Annotated in this window: 16 protein-coding genes and 1 pseudogene; 1 reads left to right on the top strand and 16 read right to left on the bottom strand. The window is 65.4% G+C overall.

Annotation, left to right across the window (positions count from 1 at the left end; genetic code table 11):
* Positions 1-162 precede the first annotated feature (162 nt).
* On the bottom strand, positions 163-1,776 hold the full coding sequence (locus F0344_RS19530; RefSeq protein ID WP_185300002.1) for a site-specific integrase: 1,614 nt from the start codon (positions 1,774-1,776) through the stop codon (positions 163-165).
* Entirely contained in the window at positions 1,773-2,432 is a 660-nt protein-coding gene (locus F0344_RS19535) for a helix-turn-helix domain-containing protein (protein WP_185300003.1), read from the bottom strand. The genes F0344_RS19530 and F0344_RS19535 overlap by 4 nt, the downstream gene beginning before the upstream one ends.
* A 91-nt stretch (positions 2,433-2,523) precedes the next feature.
* Here F0344_RS19535 and F0344_RS19540 point away from each other — a divergent pair, with 91 nt between their 5' ends.
* Entirely contained in the window at positions 2,524-2,847 is a 324-nt protein-coding gene (locus tag F0344_RS19540) for a hypothetical protein (protein ID WP_185300004.1), read from the top strand.
* A 533-nt stretch (positions 2,848-3,380) separates the two neighbouring features.
* Here the strand turns inward: F0344_RS19540 and F0344_RS36560 are convergent.
* The 14 genes and pseudogenes from F0344_RS36560 to F0344_RS19600 all read right to left on the bottom strand — a co-directional run.
* Positions 3,381-3,674, bottom strand: a pseudogene (locus F0344_RS36560) (IS630 family transposase); the annotation flags it as partial.
* 61 nt (positions 3,675-3,735) lie between these two features.
* On the bottom strand, positions 3,736-4,776 hold the full coding sequence (locus F0344_RS19545; RefSeq protein WP_258050008.1) for a type ISP restriction/modification enzyme: 1,041 nt from the start codon (positions 4,774-4,776) through the stop codon (positions 3,736-3,738).
* An 8-nt stretch (positions 4,777-4,784) separates the two neighbouring features.
* A complete protein-coding gene (locus F0344_RS35165) occupies positions 4,785-6,194 on the bottom strand; it encodes an IS4 family transposase (protein WP_185296855.1) in 1,410 nt (469 codons plus the stop codon).
* A gap of 64 nt (positions 6,195-6,258) precedes the next feature.
* Positions 6,259-10,092, bottom strand: a complete 3,834-nt coding sequence (locus tag F0344_RS19550) for a DEAD/DEAH box helicase (RefSeq protein ID WP_219732144.1) — start codon at positions 10,090-10,092, stop codon at positions 6,259-6,261.
* A 365-nt stretch (positions 10,093-10,457) separates the two neighbouring features.
* A complete protein-coding gene (locus tag F0344_RS19555) occupies positions 10,458-12,023 on the bottom strand; it encodes a carbamoyltransferase C-terminal domain-containing protein (RefSeq protein WP_185300007.1) in 1,566 nt (521 codons plus the stop codon).
* Between the two features lie 118 nt (positions 12,024-12,141).
* Positions 12,142-13,557, bottom strand: coding sequence for a tyrosine--tRNA ligase (tyrS, locus tag F0344_RS19560; RefSeq protein WP_185300008.1), 1,416 nt, complete (start codon positions 13,555-13,557; stop codon positions 12,142-12,144).
* Between the two features lie 80 nt (positions 13,558-13,637).
* Positions 13,638-14,672, bottom strand: coding sequence for a hypothetical protein (locus tag F0344_RS19565; protein WP_185300009.1), 1,035 nt, complete (start codon positions 14,670-14,672; stop codon positions 13,638-13,640).
* An 18-nt stretch (positions 14,673-14,690) separates the two neighbouring features.
* Positions 14,691-15,704, bottom strand: a complete 1,014-nt coding sequence (locus tag F0344_RS19570) for an alcohol dehydrogenase catalytic domain-containing protein (protein ID WP_185300010.1) — start codon at positions 15,702-15,704, stop codon at positions 14,691-14,693.
* Entirely contained in the window at positions 15,701-16,444 is a 744-nt protein-coding gene (locus tag F0344_RS19575) for an HAD family hydrolase (RefSeq protein ID WP_185300011.1), read from the bottom strand. Before F0344_RS19575 ends, F0344_RS19570 begins: the two co-directional genes overlap by 4 nt.
* Positions 16,441-17,382 carry a glycosyltransferase family 2 protein gene (locus F0344_RS19580; RefSeq protein ID WP_185300012.1) on the bottom strand — a complete coding sequence of 314 codons (942 nt, stop codon included), beginning with the start codon at positions 17,380-17,382 and terminating at the stop codon, positions 16,441-16,443. The genes F0344_RS19575 and F0344_RS19580 overlap by 4 nt, the downstream gene beginning before the upstream one ends.
* Complete coding sequence (locus tag F0344_RS19585) at positions 17,373-18,314, bottom strand: hypothetical protein (RefSeq protein WP_185300013.1); 942 nt, start codon at positions 18,312-18,314, stop codon at positions 17,373-17,375. Before F0344_RS19585 ends, F0344_RS19580 begins: the two co-directional genes overlap by 10 nt.
* Before the next feature lie 140 nt (positions 18,315-18,454).
* On the bottom strand, positions 18,455-19,510 hold the full coding sequence (locus tag F0344_RS19590) for a glycosyltransferase (protein WP_185300014.1): 1,056 nt from the start codon (positions 19,508-19,510) through the stop codon (positions 18,455-18,457).
* 164 nt (positions 19,511-19,674) lie between these two features.
* Complete coding sequence (locus F0344_RS19595) at positions 19,675-20,400, bottom strand: class I SAM-dependent methyltransferase (RefSeq protein WP_258050009.1); 726 nt, start codon at positions 20,398-20,400, stop codon at positions 19,675-19,677.
* Positions 20,382-21,377, bottom strand: coding sequence for a hypothetical protein (locus F0344_RS19600; protein ID WP_185300015.1), 996 nt, complete (start codon positions 21,375-21,377; stop codon positions 20,382-20,384). The genes F0344_RS19595 and F0344_RS19600 overlap by 19 nt, the downstream gene beginning before the upstream one ends.
* Positions 21,378-21,720 lie beyond the last annotated feature (343 nt).

A 21,720-nucleotide genomic window follows, 5' to 3' on the forward strand; every position in this document is an offset into this window, starting at 1 on the left:
AGCCGCGCTCGAAGCGGCGGCGCGCTTGGGTTGGCTGTCCATAGGGAGGGAGATAGTCACGCTATGCGATCTCTCGCGGTCTGCTGCGACTGATGGGTGACGTTCATCACATGCCGGAGCCCCGGTCAGATATCCGCTGACCGGGGCTCCTTCACGCCTGAATCAGGCGGAACGTTCTTCCTTGGCCTCGTCGCTCTTGCGCGGAGGTGTCATCCTCGGCCGGCGGGGAGAGGGCGTCGGCTCCCCGTCCTTCACCGCTGCCAAGGGCGTCCGGGCGTGCGGCACGAGCTGCACGACCTTCTCGGCGGCGTCACGAGCGAGATCGTCCAGGACCGACTGGTAGATGTCCCGGGTGATCCGCGTGTCCGAGTGGCCGAGCGTTTCGGAGACCACCTTGATGTCGACCCCGGCAGCGAGCATCAGCGTCGCTGCGACGTGGCGAAGATCGTGGAGCCGGATCGGAGGAAGACTAGCGGCTTCCACCAGACGCTCGAAAAGGTCGCTGACCTTGCCAGGGTGAAGAAGGGAGCCGTCCTCCTGGGTGAAGATCCGACCGGTGTCCTGCCAGCCCTCGCCCCAAGCCTCCCGCTCCCGTTGCTGGCGAGCCTTGTGAGACAGGAGGTCCTGGTTCGTCTCCGCGTCGAGGGCGATCAGGCGAATGCCGCTGTCGGTCTTGGGGGCGCCCTCGTGGACCTCCCAGCCGTCCTGCACGAGCTGCGTGGCGATGGCGAGGGAGCGAGCCTTGGCCGAGTGATCTTCCCAGCGGACGCCGCACCCTTCGCCGCGTCGTGTCCCCCGGAAGGCGATGAGCCGCCAGAGCACGTACAGCCGGTCCTGCTCGACGAAGTCGAGGAACGTCGCCGTCTGCTCGGGGGTCCAGACCATGACCGGCGAAGGCTTCTCGCCGGTCTCCTTCCAGCGCGCAATGCGCTCGTCGCTCCAGACGAGGGCCTTCGGCTTCGTGCCCGGCAGCAACTCGACGTGCGCCGCCGGGTTGAAGGTGGGCATCACCTGCTGGGCGATGGCGACGTTGAGCGCGGCGCGCAGGGTGTCCCGGATATGCGGCTGCGTGTTGAGACCGGTGATCCGCCGGAAGGGAGGCATCGCGTCGAGCTGAGCGCGCAGCCAATGACGTCGGGCACGGTTCTCTGCACCCTTGTTCGGCGTGGCCTTGAGGTCGTCGCGCACGACCCGCCGCTGGGCGTTCTGTTCCTGGATCTCGATGTTGCGCTCATTGATCGCGTCGAACATCGAATCGATGTGGTGAACGCGGAGCTTGTCGAGGCGTAGATGCCCGAGATGCGGCTTCAGGTGGACGCGGATATCGCACTCATAGCGGGTCGCCCCACCGCGCCGCAGACGCTTGCGCCCCGCCAGCCAGGTGTCGAGCCACTCCGCCACGGTGACCTTGGAGTTCAGGGACTGCCCTGTCTTGAAGCGGCGGCGGGTCTCGTCGTAGTCCGGAACGGGGTCCTTGTCCTTGACGCAGTTCTCCAGGAGGTCGCTGATCTGGGTCTTGCCCCAGGCGTCGTCCTCCTCGGGAATGGCCATGAGGGCACGGACCTTGTCCAGCTCCTCCTGGGCCTTGGTGGAGGTCTCGAAGCCGCCACGACGAAACCGCCTGCGGTCGCCGTTCTGGTTGGGTTCGAGTTCCTGGACGGCGGTCCAGGTGCCGTGTCGGCGCGAAGACTTGAGCTTGGGGCAGGAAGCGCCGTACTCCTTGTTGGTCTTCGGGTCCGTGCAGCGGCACCGTCGTATGAGGTTGCCGTTCTTCACTCGCTGTCCTCCGAGGGGGTCGGTGTTTCGGGCTGGTCGACGAAGGCCAGCTCGTCAGGCAGGGATGGAGGTGCCAGGTCGCGGTCGCGCATCCGGCCACGGAACGTGCGCAGTTCCTGGCAGTCCTCGAACGCGTGCTCCTCGTAGCCCTCGGCGCGCTGCAGGAGGGTGGCTCTGCGGGCCCGGTCCAGGGTGGTGCTGGCCGACCGCCGCCTTTCCCTGGCCAAGGCGTGGGAAGACATCGCGGCAGCCACCAGGTCGCCGTGCTGACGGAAGAGGTCGAGGATGTCCCGAGCGGAGCCTTCGGGGGCGGGCTCGGCCAAGGGCGTCTCGCCGGTGAACCATGCGACCGCATCCCAGGTGGAGACTTCGCGACCGGGGAGGGCTTCGACCGTGGCTGAGGACCCGAGTGGGAAGAGGAGGGTCACCGGCGGGACGCCGAGGACGTCAGCCAGTACGACGACCTCCGCGACGGTGATGCTCGTCTTGCGCCCCGACTCCAGATTCTTCATCGAGTGCTCGGTGAACTCCGGCAAGCCGCGGTCGGCACAGCCTTGGGCGACCTCCGCCATCGTGAGGCCGGCGGCCTTGCGCGAGTCCCGCAGGCGCCGTGCGATCCGACCGGTGAATGCTGTCGGCCATTGGTCAGGTGTCATGGTGACACTTTAGGCAGTCAAAAGGCGCTGCTGCAACTTCGTGATACACCTACGGCGTCACCGCGACACGAGATTTCCCCAGGGGGGCACCATGGCAGCATCTGATTCGTCCCGTGAGGCACGAGGGCTGACGGGCGACGAGCTGCTTGCCCTTCCTGCCGTGATCGACCTCGACACCTCAAACCGAGCGCTGATGATCGGCCGATCAACGGGATACGGACTCGCTAAGCAGGGGGAGTACCCGGTCAAGGTGCTGCGGCTCGGGAACGCCTACCGGGTGGTCACCGCCGACCTGCTGAAGCTGCTCGGACTGGAACGCCATCAGCCGGGGGACGGGAAGCCTGAAGCCAGAGCTGACGAACACCGCAGCTACCCACGCAACGCTCGGCTGCGACCCAGCCGAGCTCCTGCCTAAACTGGTGGCGACTTGATCACATCAACCACATGTAGCAAGGGCTCCTGGAATCTACTGCCAGCGCAGGGGGCCATGGGACTGGCTGATATCGACGCGCATCTGGCCGGTGAGGACGAGGAGCTGCTGGCTCGACGGCGGGCTCGGAACCCGGGCCACGGTCGAGGCGCACGTGCGCCGCTGCATCGTGCAGTGGGAAGCCAACGGCCCAGTGCATGCCTTGGGAATTCGGGTGGCCGCATCGGCGGTACTGACCGGCACGGTCGAGGTGCAGTTCGACCAGCCGTATCTGACTCCGAGGCAGGTCAACATCTCCTACGGGCTCTATCCGGCTTGGCGGGGGCGGGGATTGGTCACGCGTGCGGTGGAGCTGGCCAGTCAGCATGCCGCCGCGTACGGGGCGGTGATCAGGCTAATCCGGGTAATCCGGCATCCGCGACCGCTTCCCGGTGGGCTTCGTGCCGGTGCAGCGCAGAGCTGCTCAGGACGGCAGCGTGATGGACTGGTTCGGGCGCGAGCTGTCTTTGACCTACGGCTCAGGCGGCCTTCGCCCTGTCGACGATGACACGTAGGTGGCGGTCGTCGGCCTGGCGGTTTCGCCAGATGATGCAGCGGCGGATCATGCTGCCCCGTTCCTTGTGGGTGGCGTGGGCGGTGCCGTCCAGGGTGAAGGTGCAGGACGGTGAACTGGGCTTCGATCCGGTTCAGCCCGGAGAAGTTTATCGGGGTGTAGGCGCTCTTGACGTTGTTCGCCGTTGCCAGGTGCCCACTGTGCAGCTGTTCGTGGTCAGGTGCGGGGAGAAGATGTCGCAGGCGATCGCGACACGGACGTCGACCGGGCAGAGGGTGGGCTGTCGGGGACCGGAGTGCCGGCCCCCGACATAAGGCGGCTTACTTCAAGATGTCTAGTGCAGGTAGGGCATCCACGATGCGCACCGTCTCCACACTGACCGTCACGATCTTCTTCAGGAGGTCGATGATGTAACGCGGGTCGTCGGACCAGTCGTTGGGGTCGTTGACGATGCCGCTCGCCTTGTCCTGCTTCACCTGGTAGCGGTCGATGATCCACTCGATTGCCGAGCGGGCACCCAGCTGGTAGCGGTACGCCTCCTCCGGGATGTTGGAGAGAGTGACTCGGCTGTTGTAGATGATCGTTGACTTGTCTTGCTTGGAGCGGACCTTCATTTTCACGACGCGGTAGAGCTCGGTCGGGTCCGTGTCCGGGGAACCGGTGACCGTCTCGTCGAGTGCGGCGTACGGCTTCACTGACTCGTAGTTGATGTGCAGGCCCGCGAGCCTGCGGCCAGCCTCGGCGAAGCCACGGAAGTCTCGGACCTTGGGGATGCGGGGCAGCGACTTTTTCAGGTCGGCCGCGAACTGCTCCCGGTAGGCGGTGGAGTGCAGCAGGCCATAGACGTAGTAGAAGACGTCGTCCTTGGTGACGGCGTCGCCGTAGGTGCTCTGGTAGTCGAGGAGGGCGGCGTCGGTGATGTTGTCGATGCGTTCGTGGTCGGCCGCCTCCTCCGCGGTGCTGAATAGGTCGTCGCCAGCACTCGGAGCGCGGTAGGTGTAGCGGGGGTAGAACTGGCCGTTACTGGAGCCCCAATAGGCCAGGTCGGGGATGTGGTTGACAGCGTGTGCCGAGAAAGGCTTGTCCGACCCCAAGCCCGTGATGTAGAACCCCATGTTCTGGTGTCGCGGGGTGGGGAAGATCCGCGGCATCTGCGACCGCTCATGGTTCAAGTGGCGGTCGAAGTAGACAAGCTCCTTCATGAACGGCCGATAGGCTGCGCTTGTTACCCGTTCGGCACCGAAAGCGATCGTCTCTTTTTTGGCCAGATAGCCCTTGAGGCTCCGAGACCAGCTGATCTTCTGAGGGTCCAGGTCGATGAAGCCATCAACATGATCGCGTGGCGAGGTGATCCTCAACACCGTTGCGTTTACGTCCGCGAGCGGCTCGCAAGTCCGTGCTCGAAGAACGTGACAGTGGTGTGGACGGTGTAGTTCTGGCTGGTCGTGGGGTGTTGTCCGGCGTTCGGGCCGTACTTGCTGGTGGGGTTCTTTCGGGTGCGGGCCTTGACGCGGTGCCGGTGGCGGGCGGGGTGCAGGGCGTCGAGGACGGCCCGGCCGATGGTGCCGACGAGGTCGGCGGGTCCCGTCGGGGGCAGGATCGCGGTCGCGGTGGTCACGGTGTCGCCGGCGGTGGTCTGCAGGACGGTGAAGCTGATGCGGTCCATGTCCAGGCCGGGCCGGGTGCAGGCGGTGTCGGAAGCGGCACGGATCAGGGCCTGGTAGGTGGTGAGCAGGGCGTAGACCTCCTGGTCGAGGCCGGTCAGGCTGCGGGAGCGCAGGACACGGCCGTCCAGCATCGTTGCCTTGATCGAGAAGTACGTCGTCTCCGACTGCCACCGCTCGTGGTAGAGATCCACGAGCCTGGCAGCTGGGTGGGCGGCCGGGTCGAGGAGAGTGGTGAGCAGGCGCCACTGCTCGGTGCGGACGGTGCCATCGGCCAGGGTCACGGTGACGGACGCCTCGATGACGCGGACGGTCAGCATGACGGGCAGGACGCCGTAGCCGATCCGGGCCAGGTAGGAGCCGTCGTCCAGGTGCCGGAAGGGGGTGGGTATGCGGCGGGCGGAGGAGCGCACCAGGAACTGGGCGCCGGTGGCCTGGACGTCCCGGGCGAACTCGTTCGCGTCGAAGCCGGCATCGGCCAGCAGGAGCATCGTGCGGTCCAGCACACTCAACAGGCGTCCCGCGTAGGTGAGTTCGCCGTCACTCTCGGGGCCGAACGCGGCGGCCAGCACGGCACGGGTGCCACACTCGACCAGGACCACGAGTCGTAGCAGCGGGTAGCCGAACTCCACGCTCTCGCCCGCCCGCTTGGGATAGCGCCAGGTGAGCGCCTCCTCATCGGGCACGTGCAGCAAGGTGCCGTCCACGGCCACGGTCCGAAGCCCCCGATAGAACGAGCCGGCCTGCCCGAGGTGGGCGACGGGTCCGGCGAGGATCTCGAACAGCCGCCGCAGCGGTGCCGCTCCTATCCGCCGTCGGGCCCGGGACAGCGAGGAGACCGCCGGACGCACCAACGGCAGTCCCTCCAGCCCCGCCGTCAGCTTGCCCCACACGCCCCGATAGGAACAGTCCTCGAACAGGGCCAGCGCGAGGACGAAATAGACCACCACCCGGGACGGCAGCAGCCGCAGCCGCTTCTCACGTGACCCTGTCTCATCGATCACCGCGTCCACCAGTACGAAGTCCACGATCTGGGTCAGCTCGCCCAAGTGGCCGGGCGCGTACACACCCCCGGCCGCCTCGACCGTGCGCGTGATGACAGACTTCTCCTGCAACGGGACTCCCGATGATCTTCTTGCTCGACACAAGCTGATCTATCAGGACGTCCCGTTGCGTCATTCAACAGGGCTTGACCTGCGACTCAAAACCCAAACGCAACGGCGTTGAGGTGATCCTGTGCTCCTCGCAGTATGCCTTGAAGTCCTCGACCTGCGAGTTATAGAAGTCGATCATCGACTCAGCAGTCTCGCGTACGCGGTCAGCAGAGTAGTTGTAGACCCAGACATCACGGTTCGTCTGGAGCCCTGCCGAGTACACGCCGAATAGTGCGGTGTGCCCGCTCTTGCCGGACTTGTCTCCGAGGGGCTGGAATTCCCCGAACCGGTCATCCCGCTGGTTGATCCAGTCACCCTCCGGGCTGGGTGTGATCGGCTGCCACTCCACTGTGTCCAGGTCGTGCCCCGCCACGGTGGCGAGCTTTTGCTCGCGGCTGAGGTAGTCGCCGATGTCCCGGTAGAACAACCGGCAGCCGCCACCGGCACCGGCTCCTCCCTTGACCAGGAGCAGGATGGCGATGGTGCTGCGGCTTCCCGAGCCGAAGACCTTGCCGCCTTCCTTCCTGGACTGCTCGCCGGCCGTCCGCTGGTTGCCCCGCAGGTTGTAGCAGTAGATCGCGTCGAACTCCTCGGCCAGAGACTTACGCAGGCCGTCCGCAGTGTTCCCGTCGATGTAACCGCCGTTGGAGACGTAGCAGATGACGCCCTCATCCTTGAGGCGGTCGGAGGCCCAGCGGATCGCGCGGATGTAGGAGTCGTACAGCGAGTTCTTGTTCGTGGCCGTGGACTTCACCGCGTAGGTTTCCGCGATACGTCGGTCCAGCTCCTCGTACTTCTGGTTCTGGTTGTCGTCGTTCTGGCTGTCCTGGCCGGCCGAGTACGGCGGGTTGCCGATGACGACGCGGATGTCCTGCTCTTGCTGCTTGCGCGCCCGGTCGCTGTTGCCGTCGAGCAGGCCCAGGCGCAGCTGCTTGCTGCCTTCGGCCAGCTGGAAGGTGTCCGTGAGAACGATGCCTTCGAAGGGGACATAGTCGTCGCCCTGGTGCTGGTCGTGGAAGGCGGCCTCGATGTTGACGGCGGCGATGTAGTACGCCAGCAGCACGATCTCGTTGGCGTGCAGCTCGCTGGTGTACTTGCGGAGCAGGTCGTCGGGTTTGATGAGGCCGGACTGGAGCAGCCGGACGATGAAGGTGCCGGTGCCGGTGAAGGGGTCGATGATCTGGACGCCCGTGTCCGAGAGCGAGGTGCCGAAGTGCTTGCCGAGGGCCTGGTTGGTGGCCCGCAGGATGAAGTCGACGATCTCGACGGGGGTGTAGACGATGCCTAGAGCATTGGCGGTCTTGGGCAGGGCCGTCTTGAAGAACTTGTCGTACAGCTCGATGATGACCCGCTGGCGGCCCTCGTGGTTGTCGATGCCCTCCGCGCGTTCCCGCACCGACTCGTAGAAGCTGTCGAGCTTCTTGGCTTCTTCGCCGATGGCTTGGTCGTCCAGGGTGTCGAGCATGCGCTGCATCGCCTGGGAGACCGGGTTGTGGTTGGAGAAGGCGTAGTCGGAGAAGAGGGCGTCAAAGACGGGCTTGGTGACCAGGTGTTGGGCGAGCATGTCGATGGCGTCGGTCTCGCTGATGCCTGGATTTATGTTCGCCCGTAGCTCCTGGACGAACTCCTCGAAGGCGGCCTTCTTCTCGGGGAGTTTGAGTGCGGCCTTGATGCGGGCGACATGCTTCTCGGCGATCTGGGCGATGTCCTTGGCCCAGTCCTCCCAGTAGTGGCGCTCGCCGACTTTGGTGACGATCTTGGCGTAGATGGCCTCGCGCCAGTCCTCGACGCCGAAGGCGGCCTGGACCCACTTGGGGGCCGCGGTCGTGTCGCCGGTGCCATCGCCGAGGGAGTCCTCCTCCGGGCCGGCGTGGCCGACCATGATGTTGTCGGGGCGCTGCTTGTTCAGTTCCAGCTGGTTAACGGTCGCGTTGAAGCGGTCGTCGTGGGCGCGAAGGGCCTGGAGGACCTGCCAGACGGTCTTGAAACGTGCGTTGTCCGCGAGGGCCTTCTCCGGGGCCATGCCCGCCGGGATACCGATGGGCAGGATGATGTAGCCGTACTGCTTTCCCTCGGCCAGGCGCATGACACGGCCGACGGACTGGACGACATCCACCACGGAGTTGCGGGGGTGAAGGAAGAGGACCGCGTCCAGATCGGGGACGTCCACGCCCTCGGAGAGGCAGCGGGCGTTGGAGAGGATGCGGGCCTGGTGCTCGCCCGGGTCCTGCTTGAGCCAGTCGAGCAGCACGTTGCGGCGCAGGGAGTTGAACGTGCCGTCGACGTGTTTGACCTCGCAGTTCAGGATGTCCTCGTCGGCGCCGTCGTAGGCGCTGACAACTTCCGCGAACAGCTCGGTGATCTTTTTCGAGTCGGCGATGTTCTTGGCGAAGGCGACCGCGCGTTTCATCGGGGCCTCGCCTGGCTGGAAGCCGGTGCCATCGGCGAAGCTTCCCGACCGCTTGGCCAGGCCGTTCCAGCAGCCGACGATCTTCACGGCATCGTCGAGCTGTGACAACTCGCTGTTCTGGTCGGCGAACTGCTGCTGGAGGGAGGAGGCGACGTACTCTTCATCGACGGTGAGGATGAGGACCTTGTAGTCGGTGAGCAGGCCCTGTTTGACGGCTTTGCCGAAACCGAGTCGGTGGAACTCCGGGCCGTACAGCGTCTCATCGTCCATGGAGCACAGGACAGCGTCGTTCTGTTTGGCGTCGGACTTGGTCTCGTCGTTGAACAGACGCGGCGTCGCGGTCATGTACAGACGCCGGTCGGCCTTGAGGAAGGCGTTGTCGTGAACCTTGACGAACTGCGACTCGTCCTTGCCGACCTTGTCGGCCAGGGTGACGCCGGTGGTGCGATGGGCTTCGTCGCACAGGATGAGGTCGAAGTCGGGCAGGCCGGTCTTCTGTGCCTGGGCGACGGTGGTGATCGACTGGTATGTGGAGAAGATTACGGAGAGGCCGTGGGTGGTTTCGGCCCGCTTCATCTGCTGGATCAGCCGGGCGGGATCGGTGGTGGCGGGGAAGGCCAGGTCATGGCTGCTCATGTCCTGGTTGTCGCTGTTCACCGTCTGCTTGCTGGCCTTGGCATCTGAGCAGACCGCGAAGCTGTGCAGCGGCGTCTGGCTCTGGGCGGTCCATTCCCGCAGGGTCTGTGACAGCAGCGAGATCGACGGCACGAGGAAGAGGACGCGGGTCGGCTCGTCGCCGCCCTTCTCCGCTGCGACCCGTTCGGCGATCTTCAGCGAGGTGAACGTCTTGCCGGTGCCGCACGCCATGATCAGCTTGCCGCGATTGTGACTGGTGAAGCCCTCGAAGACCGCGTCGACGGCTTCTTCCTGGTGCGGGCGCAGCGACTTCTTACGCTCAAGGTGCAGTTGGAGGTTCTCGCCGGGCTTGGGCCAGACGATGTCCCAGTCGACGGGGCTCTGCGCGATATCGGCCAGACCGATCCGGGTGACCGGGATCTGCTGGCTGTTGAGCGCGTCCTCGGCGTTCTTGCCCCACTTGTCGGTGGTGGAGATGATCATGCGGCTGGTGAAGGGTGCCTTGCCGGAGGCGGTGAAGAAGGAGTCGATGTCCGCCTTCTGAAGGATGTGATCCGGCTCGTAGAACTTGCACTGGATCGCGCAGAAGTCACCAGTGTCCCGTTCCCGGGCCACGAGGTCGATGCCGGTGTCGATCTTGGTGCCGTTGCCCGGCCAGTCGGTCCACATCCACACGTCGCTGAAGTGGCCGGTGTACTGCGGGTCGGTACGCAGGTACTGGACCATGAGCTGCTCGAAGCGCGTTCCGAGATCGCGGTTCGTCTCCGAGCCGTCGCGGATCATCTTGAGGATGTCGTGCACCGTCGTGGCCACTGAGCTTCGGTTCCCCGTTCCAGTCAGAGGTGCGCACCCGCGTACCGGCAAGATCGCACCAGATTCGTCAAGGCAGCCTAACCGGCAGCGCCTCTTCATCACCCTAGAGTCACAGACCTGCCTTGCGAGGACAGGGGGCACTGCGGAAGCAGCGAACATATCTGGGCGATCGGGGCGAAAGCGAATAGAGGTGACTAGCGACCAGGCAGCACGAGGAGGCGAGGCAAAGCGCGATGGTCACGAAGATCCTCGACTTCCAGCATTGGGTTGGCAAGCACGAACCGCGTCCGAGCATGGACAGCTCCACCATCGCCAGGGAGCCCAAGCCGGCCTCCTGCCGCTGCGGCCACCTAAATGGACTCCTTTCACACTTGTGGGAGCCTCTGGAACCACTGGTCGCCGACGACCATGTCGTGGATGCCTCGTGCTTCGCAGTAGCGCACGAGGTCCGACATCCGGTTGATGAATCCGTGGCCGTTGAAGTTGAGGGAGGTGTTGCACAGGACACCGACGCCGTGTTCGGCTGCGAAGGCGGAGAGCAGGGTGTGAAGTTCCCGATTGCTGTTTCGGCTGACGGTTTGGACCCTGGCGGATCCATCCACGTGCGTGACGGCCTGGACGGTCGAGGAACGCCTGACCTTACGGAAGTACAGCATGTAGGGATCTTCGAAGGCTCCGTCGAAGACCGTGTCGACGTCCTCGATTCGGCAGCACGGTGCGATGGGGCGGTAGGTCTCGCGCTGCTTGATGGTGTTGAGGAGGTCTTTGGTGTCCTGCCGAAATGGCTCGGCCAGCAGCGAGCGGTTGCCCAGTGCACGGGGCCCGATCTCCCAGCGGCCCTGGACCCAGGCCACCACGCGTCCTTGGCCGAGGGCTTGTGCCAGTGCTCGATGATCGAGTGCGGTGCGCTGCCACAAGGCCGGTTCTGGCCGTGTGTCGTGGACGAAGTCCAGTCCGCTGTACACGTTCCAGTCGATGTAGGGGTCGCCGGTCATGGTGGTGAGCGCATCGATCGCGGTGCCGATGGCTGAACCGGAGTCGTTGGTGCAGGGAGGGACGAACACCGAGGAGAAGTGGCCGAGGTTGGCCCACTCGGCGTTCCAGTCGCAGTTGAGCCCGCAGCCGCCCGAGATGCGCAGGGGAGTGCCAGCCGGTAGGTGTTCGCGGGCCGCGTCTGCGAACAAGGCGAAGATCCGCTGGGTGAGAAGGGCGGCGGCCGTCTTGGTCACTTGGGACTCGACGCCGGCGTTGTACAGCGCGCAGTCGCGGAAGTCCTTCTTGGGGGCCGGGTACACACTGTCGGTCTTCAGCAGCCGGTCCACGGTGGCGCTGATGTCCGCGTCGGCGTCCTCGGGATTGGCGTAGGCCGCCAGGGCCATGAGTTTTCCGGCGTCGTTCAGCCGGGGCAGCGCACCCTCGTCGGGGAAGCTCGGGTCGGCGAGGGCGAACAGGAAGGAGAAGCGGCCTCCGGGCTCGGTGAGCACGGGTATGTGCTTGACGACCTTGAAATGCTGGTCGACGAGGTAGAAGGCACCGGTGTCTCCTTCCCATACGAGGACGGTCTGCAGTGGGTGTTCGCCCCGCGGTGCCATACCGAGGGCCATCATGAGGTGGGAGCGCTCGTGTGAGGAACTGAAGAGGCGTACCTCCTTGCCGAAGAACCGCATCGGGCGCTGGGTGAGGGCGTCGAGCCCGTCGTAGCCGGCGCCGATCGAGCGGTGCCGCATGGCCCCCTGCTCGCGCCATCCTCCGAGGGCCACGACGTCGGGCAGCTGGTCGACGTGTTCGGCGATGTCGAGGATGGTGTTGACGTTCACGGCCGCGTAGCGTCCGAAGGAGTCCTTCTCGGACTCCAGGGAGTACAGCAGCTGCCGGTCGCGGATTACGGCGACGGTCCCGTCGTGGCCTGGCTTGAGCGCGAATACCAACACTTCGGACTTCCCCTCCAGAATGCGACTGGTACGGGGCGTGTTTGTGCATCGTTGGATGCACAAACACGCCCCACTGGTGCCTGATGCGTGGAGCTGGTTTCGGCGCGGCTGCTCTGCGCTACACGCCGTCGATCTTGGCCACCTTGCGGCCAACCTTGAGGTAGACGGTGTCAGAGACTCCCACCAGGCCAGCGGCAGCGAGGGCGGCGGTCACGGTCTCGTGCAGAGGACGGACGATGTCGTCTTCCGACAGGTTCACCGTTCGTTGGCCTTCCTCGGTCTCCACTACGACGCGCAGACCGTTCTGCTTGGCAAGGCGGCGGCCCGCGGACATGCTGGGCGTGAACTCCAGCACCTGGGTCAGTACGGCGCCCACCGATTCGCCGCCGTGTGAAGCGTCCACGACGGGCAGTGACTCGACGTCGCTGAAACTGCGCTTGGAGAATTGGGAGGTGAAGTGCCGACGGGCGGCAGCCGCTGCCTCGCGGCCGTGCACAGCCGCGACGGCTTCGCCGGCGAGAACCTTCTTCAGGTCCATCGGGTGCAGGGTCTTGTTCTCGATCCGGGTGACAGCGGCGTCCACCTCGGTGTCGGTCCATTCAGTCCATGCCTTGAGGTAGGGCACGGTCAGCCGGTCCGGAATCGACATGATCTTGCCGAAGATGTCGTCCGAGGCGGCAGTCAAGGGAATGTAATTCCCCTTGCTCTTGCTCATCTTGGCCCCGGTGCCATCGGTGCCTTCGATCAGCGGCATGCTGATGACCAACTGCGGCTTCTGGCCGGCGATCTCCATGACCTTGCGGCCCATCTGCATGTTGAGCAGCTGGTCGACGCCACCAAGCTCGATATCGGCGTGGATCTTCTCGGAGTCGATCGCCATGACCACGGCGTAGATGAACTCCGACATCGCCAAGCCCTGGCCCTGGGCGAGGCGGGTTCGGAAGTCCTCTCGCTGCAAAGACATCGATACGGGGATCTGAGACAGCACCCCGATTAGCTCAGGCAGCCGGATCTCGGCGAGCCACTCGCTGTTGTGGCGGAAGTCCGCTCGCTGGAAATCGAAGAACGGTGCCACCTGGTCTCGGTAGGTGGCCAGGTTCTTGGCGATGTCCTCGTCTGTCAGCGGAGGCCGCTCGTCGGACCGGCCGGAGGGGTCGCCGATCTTCGCGGTGATGTCACCGATGATGAGCACCACATGGTGTCCCATCCTCTGGAACCGGCTGAGGATGATCATTGGGACGGTGTGGCCGAGGTGGACATCGGCGGAGGTGGGATCGATGCCGAGCTTGACCCGCAGCGGCCTGCCTTCGCTCCTAGCCACGTCGATGGCCGAAGTCAGAGAGTCCAGCGAGGGCAGAATGCCGACGGTTCGGCCGGCGATCAGTTCAGCCTGCTCCTTGGGACTGAGGTCGGACAGGTCAAGCTGACGCCTGGCGCTGGTCTCGGCCAGAAGGTCCTCGACGGTCTTGTCAGAGGAGAGGTCCTGCGCGAGCAGCTCAAGGGCTCGCGCTTCGGATTCGCCAAGGCGTGTCATGGGGTTCCTGTATGGATCGAAGGCTCGCTCATAGGACGGGCGAAGTATACCTGAGGGAACGTGTCCGATGCTGGCGTTTTTCATGGCCACAGCTCTTTAACGTGCACCAGGAAATCCGCGAACTTTCTCTTCTCCGAATTCCATCGGTGATTGTTCTCGGCGCAGTCTTGATGGATGCGCATGAGATCCTCGTGGGGACAGTAGGTCATCTGATGCATCAGTTGGAAAACGGGCGACGACGCAGGGTCTTGACAATTGTCGTCCTGGACGAGCCGGACGATTTCGTCGTGCGGCGTTTCGACGCTGATCCCTGACCCCGGGATGCTCTTCGAGAACTTGGGGTGGCCGTTGAACCCCGAGTTGAGTCGAGCGTACAGGGCGGCCAGAATGAAGCCGCCGCTCAAGGGTGCGTCGTCATCGAACCGGTGGGCCACCTCCTGCGCGAATCGTACGTATTTGTGCTCGTCGACACCCAGGAGCACTAGGACGGCTTCGTGGGTCTGGCCCAGGGTGACGAAGTCGGAGGCCATCAGGGCAAGTGAGAGGCGGCGGCGGAAGGTCATGGTCGCGTCCACAATGCCGCGTGCGACGTAGTACGCGTGGTTGTCCTCCTCGGCGGTCAGGAAGTCGTTCTCCTGGGTGTATCGCCCGAGCAGGTACATATTGGTCAGGGCTTCGTTATGGTCTCGCTGGTTGCGGAGGATTCCCTTCGTCTCGTCGAATCCCAGACGTTGCGCGAAGAGACGGAAGCGTTCGGAGAGCTCGCTGGTGAACTCGTAGGACCGTCCGCGACCGTTATAGGCGTCGAGATCTCCCAAAACGATCTGGCACTTCTCTCCGCCGTTTTGCAGGCGCACCATCTTCATGATGTGAGAGGCGGTTGCCATGTGGGGTGGTCCGGACATTCCGAATCCTGTTGTGACGATTCGGCTCCTTGCGGATGCGGCTGTATAGCGGTCGGCCGCATGATGGCAGAGATAGCGGAGGTTCAGTTCATTCTGGCTCAACCCGGCCAGGTCGAAGTCGAACCTCTGGAGATCGAAGGGGCTGTATCCGTATTCCTTGACGATGCTCCGGTAGTAGTCCTCGGAGAACAGTACGGGTTCGGCGGTCACGGTCTCTCCTCGGCGAGGTCATGCGGGCGAAGCCGCTTCGGCAACGAGTACGGCTTTGATCGGTCGAATGCCCGTACCAGTGGTGACGGCCGCGACAGCCGAAGGCAGGGAGCGGAGCGGGAATCGGCACCCGACCAGCGGGTCAGCCCACGCCGGGCGCTGGGCAAGCACCTGCAGGGCCTCCGGCAGGTCGCCGGTGCCGTGCCGGCGGCAGTAGCTGAACGATCCGGTGATGGTGATCGACCGGCGGAAGACGTTCCGCAGGTCGTGGTGCAGGCGCACGCCCGGATCGTAGGCGTTCTGTACGAGGACAGTGCCGCCGTCGCGGACAAGGGACAAGGCGGCGTCGAGAGGGCGGTCGTCCCGGCCACTCGCGGCGTCCACCACGGCGTCGAATCCGTTCCTCGGGGCCTCGTGGAGGGACGTGAAGGTGGCGTCTATGTGCTCGGCCACGGCGGCCAGCTTGCCGGCGTTGCGGACGAGTACGGTGACTGACCAGCCGTGGGAAGCGGCGTAAGCCGCGCTGCAGAGAGCGAGCGGGCCGGAGCCGACGACGGCAAGGTTTCCAGGGCGATGGTTCGACAAGCCGCAGCGGATGCCATGGACAGCGACCGCGAGGGCGTCTGCGAGGACGGCCTGTGCGGGGTCGGCCCCCTCAGGCAGAGGCAGTACGTTGCGGCGGGGTGCAACGACGAACTCTGCGAATCCTCCGGGCAGGTCCCAGCCCAGCCGAAGGATGCCCGGGCAGAGATGGATCGCTCCCGTCGCACAGTTCGCGCAACTGTCGCAGGGGACAAGGGGATCGACCACCACAAGAGGGCCGGAGGGGGTACTGAGGTCCCAGCCGACGACTTCGTGGCCTGGGCGCCAGGTGTGACCAGGCGTGGGAATGGGCGACTTGGTGATCTTGGCCAGGTCGCTTCCGCACACACCTGAGAACGCCACTTCGACCAGCGTCTGGTCCGGCCGCGGTTCCGGGCGCGCCAGGCGTGACCACGACAGCGTGCCCTCGCGTACTTCCCATGCCTTCATACATCCCCCTCCTTCGGTCGTCGTGGTGCTCGCGAGGCCAGCATGAAGGCGGGTAGTTGTTCGACGCCGCTGATGGAAGGGCCGTGCCAGGGCCTGTCGCCGAAGGCAATGGTTGAGGGGCCGCCTCTGCGTTCGACGCGAACCGCGGTCAGGCCGGCGGCGGTCGCTCCGCGCAGTTCGTCGCCTCCGCCGTCTCCGCAGTACATCGTGTCCTGTGGCGCGACGCCGAGTTGTCCCGTCACCGCGCGGTAGAGGCTGATATGCGGTTTGACGGCTCCCGCGCGGCAACTGAAGACCGCGACGTCGACGGATTCGCTGAGCGCGGAGCCCTGCCATGCCTCGGCGATGTCGGCGGACGCGTCGCTGAGCACCGCGATCCGGAGACCGCGCTCGCGAAGCGTCCGCAGGACGGCAACTACGTCGGGTGACGCAGAGAGCCGGGCGGTGGCCAGCCGCAGGAGGACGGTGCACAGGTCATGCGGAGTTGGCGTGCCTTCGCCGCAGCGCTGCCAGAGATGTTCGCTGAGCGAGTCGAGCGTCGGCAACCGTCCATCATGGCGTTCGGCCCAACTGTCGATGTACGCCTGTTCGATGACCGCGGCGGGTACCGCGGTGGCTGCGGCTATCGTCTCGGCTGCCTGGAGTCGTTGCGCTCGTGTCGGCGCGTCGACCAGTGTCCCGAACAGGTCGAGCACCAGAGCCTGTGGGTACGCGCGGGGGCCGGGCGAAGGGATGGTCACGGCTCCTCCTGCGGTGACGGGGCCAGGCGGACGCAGGGGCGGCCGGTCAACACGCTGTGAATGCTGGGGCCCCGGTCGCGGTAGTTGCGGCCCGCCAGCACGGTCGACGCCAGTTCGCGCAGCAGCGGCCCCCAGGCCGATCGCCGACGACCTCGTTGCAGGGCTGCTTCTACCTCGTGGGCTCGGGCCTCCGCCCGGTAGTGCCATGTCAGCCGACGCAGCGCACTCCGACTGGCCCACGGGGGAGGGGTGATCCGAAGGTCGGCGAGGCGGACTGCGATTTCGCCGCAGACATCCGCCATGTACTCCTGGTGGGCACCAGGGGTGGCTCGATCGGTCATGTTGTCGCCGTGTACCCGGTAGAACGTCAGAGGGTGCGTCATCCGGGCGCCGAGACCGAGGTCGTCGAGCACGTGGAAGAACTTCTCGTTCGTCACCGGCAGCAGTTTCAGGGCAGCAGCACGGTCGACGATGATGGTGCTCGTGTTGCCGCCCGGGTGGGGATCGGGCAGCAGAGGGCTGCCGTCACCGTCGACAACGTGCTCCCAGTGCTGCACGAGCATGGCGCCGGTCCGGAGATAGCCGGACGCGGTACGGAGCTTCGCCGGCGCGAACCAGTCATCGGCGTCCAGGAAAGCCACCCAGTCGCCACGGCAGTGCCGGACGCTCTCCGTCAGTGTCGCCGCAAACCCACGGTGCGGCAGCGGGATCACCCGAATCCGAGAGCCGAATTCGGCACACACCTCCAAGGTCCGATCGGTCGATCCGTCGTCCAGGACGACGATCTCCTCCAGGCGGTAGTCGCCGGGCTCCTGCGCCAGGCAGCTCTCTACGGCCTGGCGCAGGAAGTGGGCGTAGTTGTGGCTGAGGATGCACACCGAAATATTGGGGGGCATGTTGCCGACGACCTTGGCTGATGCTGCGGGATCTACGTCCATGGGCGTGTGTAGACCTCCAGGTAGGTGGCCATGATCGCCGCATGCTCCTTGATCCGGTGCTCGCTGAACTCCTTTGTCGGAGCGAGATGGTGCCCCTTGCGGAGGCGCTCGGCCACCTCGTCGAGCGCGGTGAGGAACCGGGCTCCGTAGGCGTACTCGGCCCCGTCGGACCAGTCGAACCACACGGGCTCGTCGATTACTCCCGTATGACAGCGGTACTGATCACGGAGGTAGCCCACAGCGGAGGCCACCGGCACCAGTCCGAGGTCGAAGGCGAGTTCCAACTGTCCCGAGTGCGATCCCCATCGGTACGGCAGGATCAGGGCGTCGCATCCGGACGCCGTCTCCGCCACTTCCTCATCGGTGGGGAAGGGCAGGACATCTACCTGGAGACGAGGCTCAGCTACGGCAGTAGCGAGCAGCGCCGCCCAACGGTCGTGCTCCTGCTGCAAGTTGATGTAACCCGGCGCCCTGAGCAGCATCGAAAGGGAGGTGTCGTGCTGGTGGCGGCCGAAGCGCCAGTTGTACAGCACCGTAGTGATGTCGCGGTTGTCCCGCAGCGAGCCGAACAGAAAATACCGCGCATGCCCACTGCCCGGAGGCCGGTGACGGGGAACGGCGTTGGGCGGGACGACGTACCCGTGCGGGATCGTGACGGTTTCCACCTGGTTGCCGAACCGTCTGCGTATCTCGGCCCCTGACGCCTCGGTCAGGCAGACGAAGGGGACGCGCGCGTTCACCAGGGCGCGCAGCTTGCGGTGGTAGTCGATTCTGCCGCTGAAGACGGGGCTGATGTCATGGGCAGTGAAGATCACGCGTCGGCGGAATCGGGCGCATTCTGACAGGACGGACTTCAGAGTCGGCAGGTCGTCGAACTCGACGTGGTGCAGGTGCAGAACGTCGAACCAGTTGAAGGGTCTGTGTTCGAGCAACCATCGCAGCGACATGTCCCGAGGCACTGCTTCAGCGCCGTGCGGTGCAGTGCCGTTGACGATTTCGACGTGCTCGCTCGTGAGTTTGCGGGCATACGGAGTGCGGGCGGGTGCATGCACCACTTTCGTCCGGCTACCCATCACGTCCTCCGGGCGAGGGAAAGGACCTCGGCAGCGACATCGCTCGCCGACGGGAAACCGGGCATCGGGCCGGACAAGCGGCGGGCGTGCTCCTGGAGGGCAGGGGAAGACAGCACGGTGTCGACGGCCGTAGCGACAGCGTCCGGTTTGGGCGGCCATGCGACGGTGAGTCCACACCCGGCCTCTTGTGCGGCTGCCGCCACATAGTGCTGGTCGCGGGCACGAGGCACGGTGACGAGCGGCTTGCCGAACCACAACGCCTTGCTGGTGATCCCATACCCAGAGGTCGTGACCACCGCGTCCACCGACGGCAGCACGTCGGCGTGCGGGTAGTAGCCCAGCACCGTGGCGTTGCGCGGAGTCCCGACGCCGAGAGGGTGGTCCGCCGAGACGGTCACCAAGATTTCCATGTCCGTGTCCGAGAGCCCTTCCAGGGACGCGCGTACGAGGTCGACATCGTCCTGCCAGGCGCTGCTGTTGGCGACCAGGACACGGGAACGCCCTCCGGAAGCCGTACTCGCGCTGGCGGCCGCAGAAGCCGGCCCGGGCTCGTCCCACGGGGGCAGCGAGGTCCGGGTGACGAAGTGCGGTAGTGGGCGAGTGCCCCGGCGAAGGTGCGGATGGCCGAGGAGGAAGGTGCATTGCGGAGACATCCGGAACCACGGTGCCTCTTGCCGCTCCCTCGGTTCAGGGCCGAGACCGACCGCCCCCCGGACTCCGTCCCACCAAGCGGAGTACGCCTCGATCTCCGGGACACCGGTCTTCTCCCACCAGACGCGGTGCATCGCATCGGTCTCGGCACCTTCGTCGAACAGATAGTGCACGTAGGAGGCCCAGGGGACGCCGAGATGTTCAGCGGCAAGGCCGGCACCGATGACGAAGGAGTCAACCAGCAGGACGTCAGGGCGGAACAGCCGTGTGGCTCGTTCGATCTCGGCGTACTCGGAGGCCACCCGGTGATGGAACCAACTGGTGCCGCCGGCAGGGCCCAGACCGTGCTGGTCGCGTCCCTCGGCGCGGGACCAGTCATAGGTGATGCTGGACTCATAGGCCATGAAGCGCGTGCCAAGCGTGTCAGCGAGAGGCTTCAAGCTCGGCAGGCCCAGAAGCATAGTGTCCGTACCCAGGCCTCCCAGCGCCTGCACTGCCGGAACGATCGGATAGAGGCTGCCTCGCTGCGCGTACGGAATCCACAACACGCGAGGACGATGCGGCAGCCTCATCGTGCAGCGCCTTTCTCCGGCTCCACCCTGCTCTGGATGAGTGCCAACTGGGTGGTCTTGCCTCCCCCGGCGTCGTCGCTACGGGTGAGCGAGAAGTCGGCGATCTCCAACCCTCGTGCCCGAACAAACGCACAGAACTCCCGGCTGGCCCACTCTCGGACATGGGAGGTATTGCGGGGAGGGCCCGGGTCCGCGGGGCCGGCCCGCAGCTCGCGTGCCGGGGTCGACAGCACCGCCGCTCGCGCACCACCGTGGAGGAGCGATCCGATGAGGTCCATCGCAACCTCGGGATGGACAAGATGCTCAAGCACGTCCGAACAGACCAGGACAGTCCGGCGAAGCACTTCGACAGGTAGCGGAAGTGCGCGGCACGTCTCTAAGTCCGCTTCGACCCACTGCCCGAACGGCAGGTTCTGCTGACACCAGGCGATGTTGGGGCCGATGTCGACGCCGATGTACTTCCAATCGGGCTGTGCGGCTTGCAGGGTGACGAGCTTGCCACCACGTCCGCAGCCGAGGTCGATGACCACGTCGCAGTCGTTGGCCAGCGCCGCCTGGGCGGCAAAGGGATAGACGTCCGGCTGCCAGACGACACCGTCCTGTTCGTCATCGACGAAGTACTCCGGCGTACCCCGCTGTTCATAGCCGTACGGAAGGAAGTAGAGGTCGGGATCGAGCCCTGGCTCGACCGCGTTCCCAACGGCTATATCGTTTGTTGGCACAGTGCTTCCTCCCTGAGTGCTTCGACTTTCGCCCACGCTCGCCCGCTGTTGATCGCCGCCTCCGCCTGGCCGTAGCCATCCGCCAAGTCCCGGGCGAGCCCGGCTGTCATCAGCATCACAGCGCTGTTCAAGGCGATCAGATGTACATGCGCCGGGTTCCCTTCTCCGGCGAGGGCGTCCAGCACCCACTGCACCGCCTCCGTCGCTGATCTTGGTGGGTGGACGGAGTTCGGCGAGCTCAACCCCAGGTTTTTCAGGTCATCTGCCTCGAACGTGTGGACTGCGCCGACGGTGCCGCCTGTCAGACGGCAGGTGAGGGAACGATTCCCCAGCCCGAACTCGTCGGCGAAGTAGCCGGCGGGGTTGCCCGAAGCCACGACGAGTGCTTCCGAGACCCCGAGACGGCCAAGCACGCGGGCTGCCAAATCGACCTTCGGGTGCGCGAGGCCGAAGACCAGGACCCCACCGCGAAGTCGCGCCGCAAGGGCAGCCAGGCCGAAGCTGAGTGGGTTGAGGACGTGGAATCGGCCCCCGTACACCTGGTCCAGGACGGGAATCATGTCCTCGATCGGGACGAACGCCAAGCGTGAACGCTCGACCGCCGTAATGATGCTTGAGCGGGTACGGCTGTGCGGTAGGCCGAGGCTCTCCGCGAGGTCCCGTGAACCCATGACGGAGGATGTGGCCCGTGAGCCCATCTTGACCACGGAGGCGCCGGCTGCGGCGGCTACGATCGCGCTCGATGTCGAGACGTTGAAGGACTTGATCCCCTTCTTACCGCTTCCGGCGAGGAGCAATAGGCGTGACCCCGAAGGTGAGGGGAGATCGACAGTCTCCACCTCGTCGAGTGAGAGGGCCGCACGCAGAACCTCGACGACATCGCTTTCAGCTGGACCGCGAGCCATGAGACCTGTCAGCACGGCAGTCAACAGGTTGTCCCGGGCCGCGTGGTCAGGGAGAGCCGCGAGGTCGAGCATCGCGCGTCCAACCGTCCCCGAAGCGATGGGAAGTCCGAGACTGACGCGATACAGCACCTCTCGGACGGATGGTGGCGGTGATTGGCAGTCGGACCCGTTGGCTGGGCGCCTGCGCGGCAGCCGCATATCGCCGTTAACCCCCACCAAACAACACCTTCCTGATGCGATAACAGCCCGATGGCCCTCCCGAGTAGTGCGATGCCGCGTTACCGGCGCGGCATTCGTCTCGACAGGTGCGGCCCCCTGCGCCGGGCAGTCCTCGGTAGAACGAGGCACGCGTGCCGGCTTCCCGTCAATGAGGTTGGAGGCGCGGCTGCCCACCCATGCCTTCCCGCCCGCCCCG

This window comes from Streptomyces finlayi, from assembly GCF_014216315.1.
Taxonomy (GTDB): domain Bacteria; phylum Actinomycetota; class Actinomycetes; order Streptomycetales; family Streptomycetaceae; genus Streptomyces; species Streptomyces finlayi_A.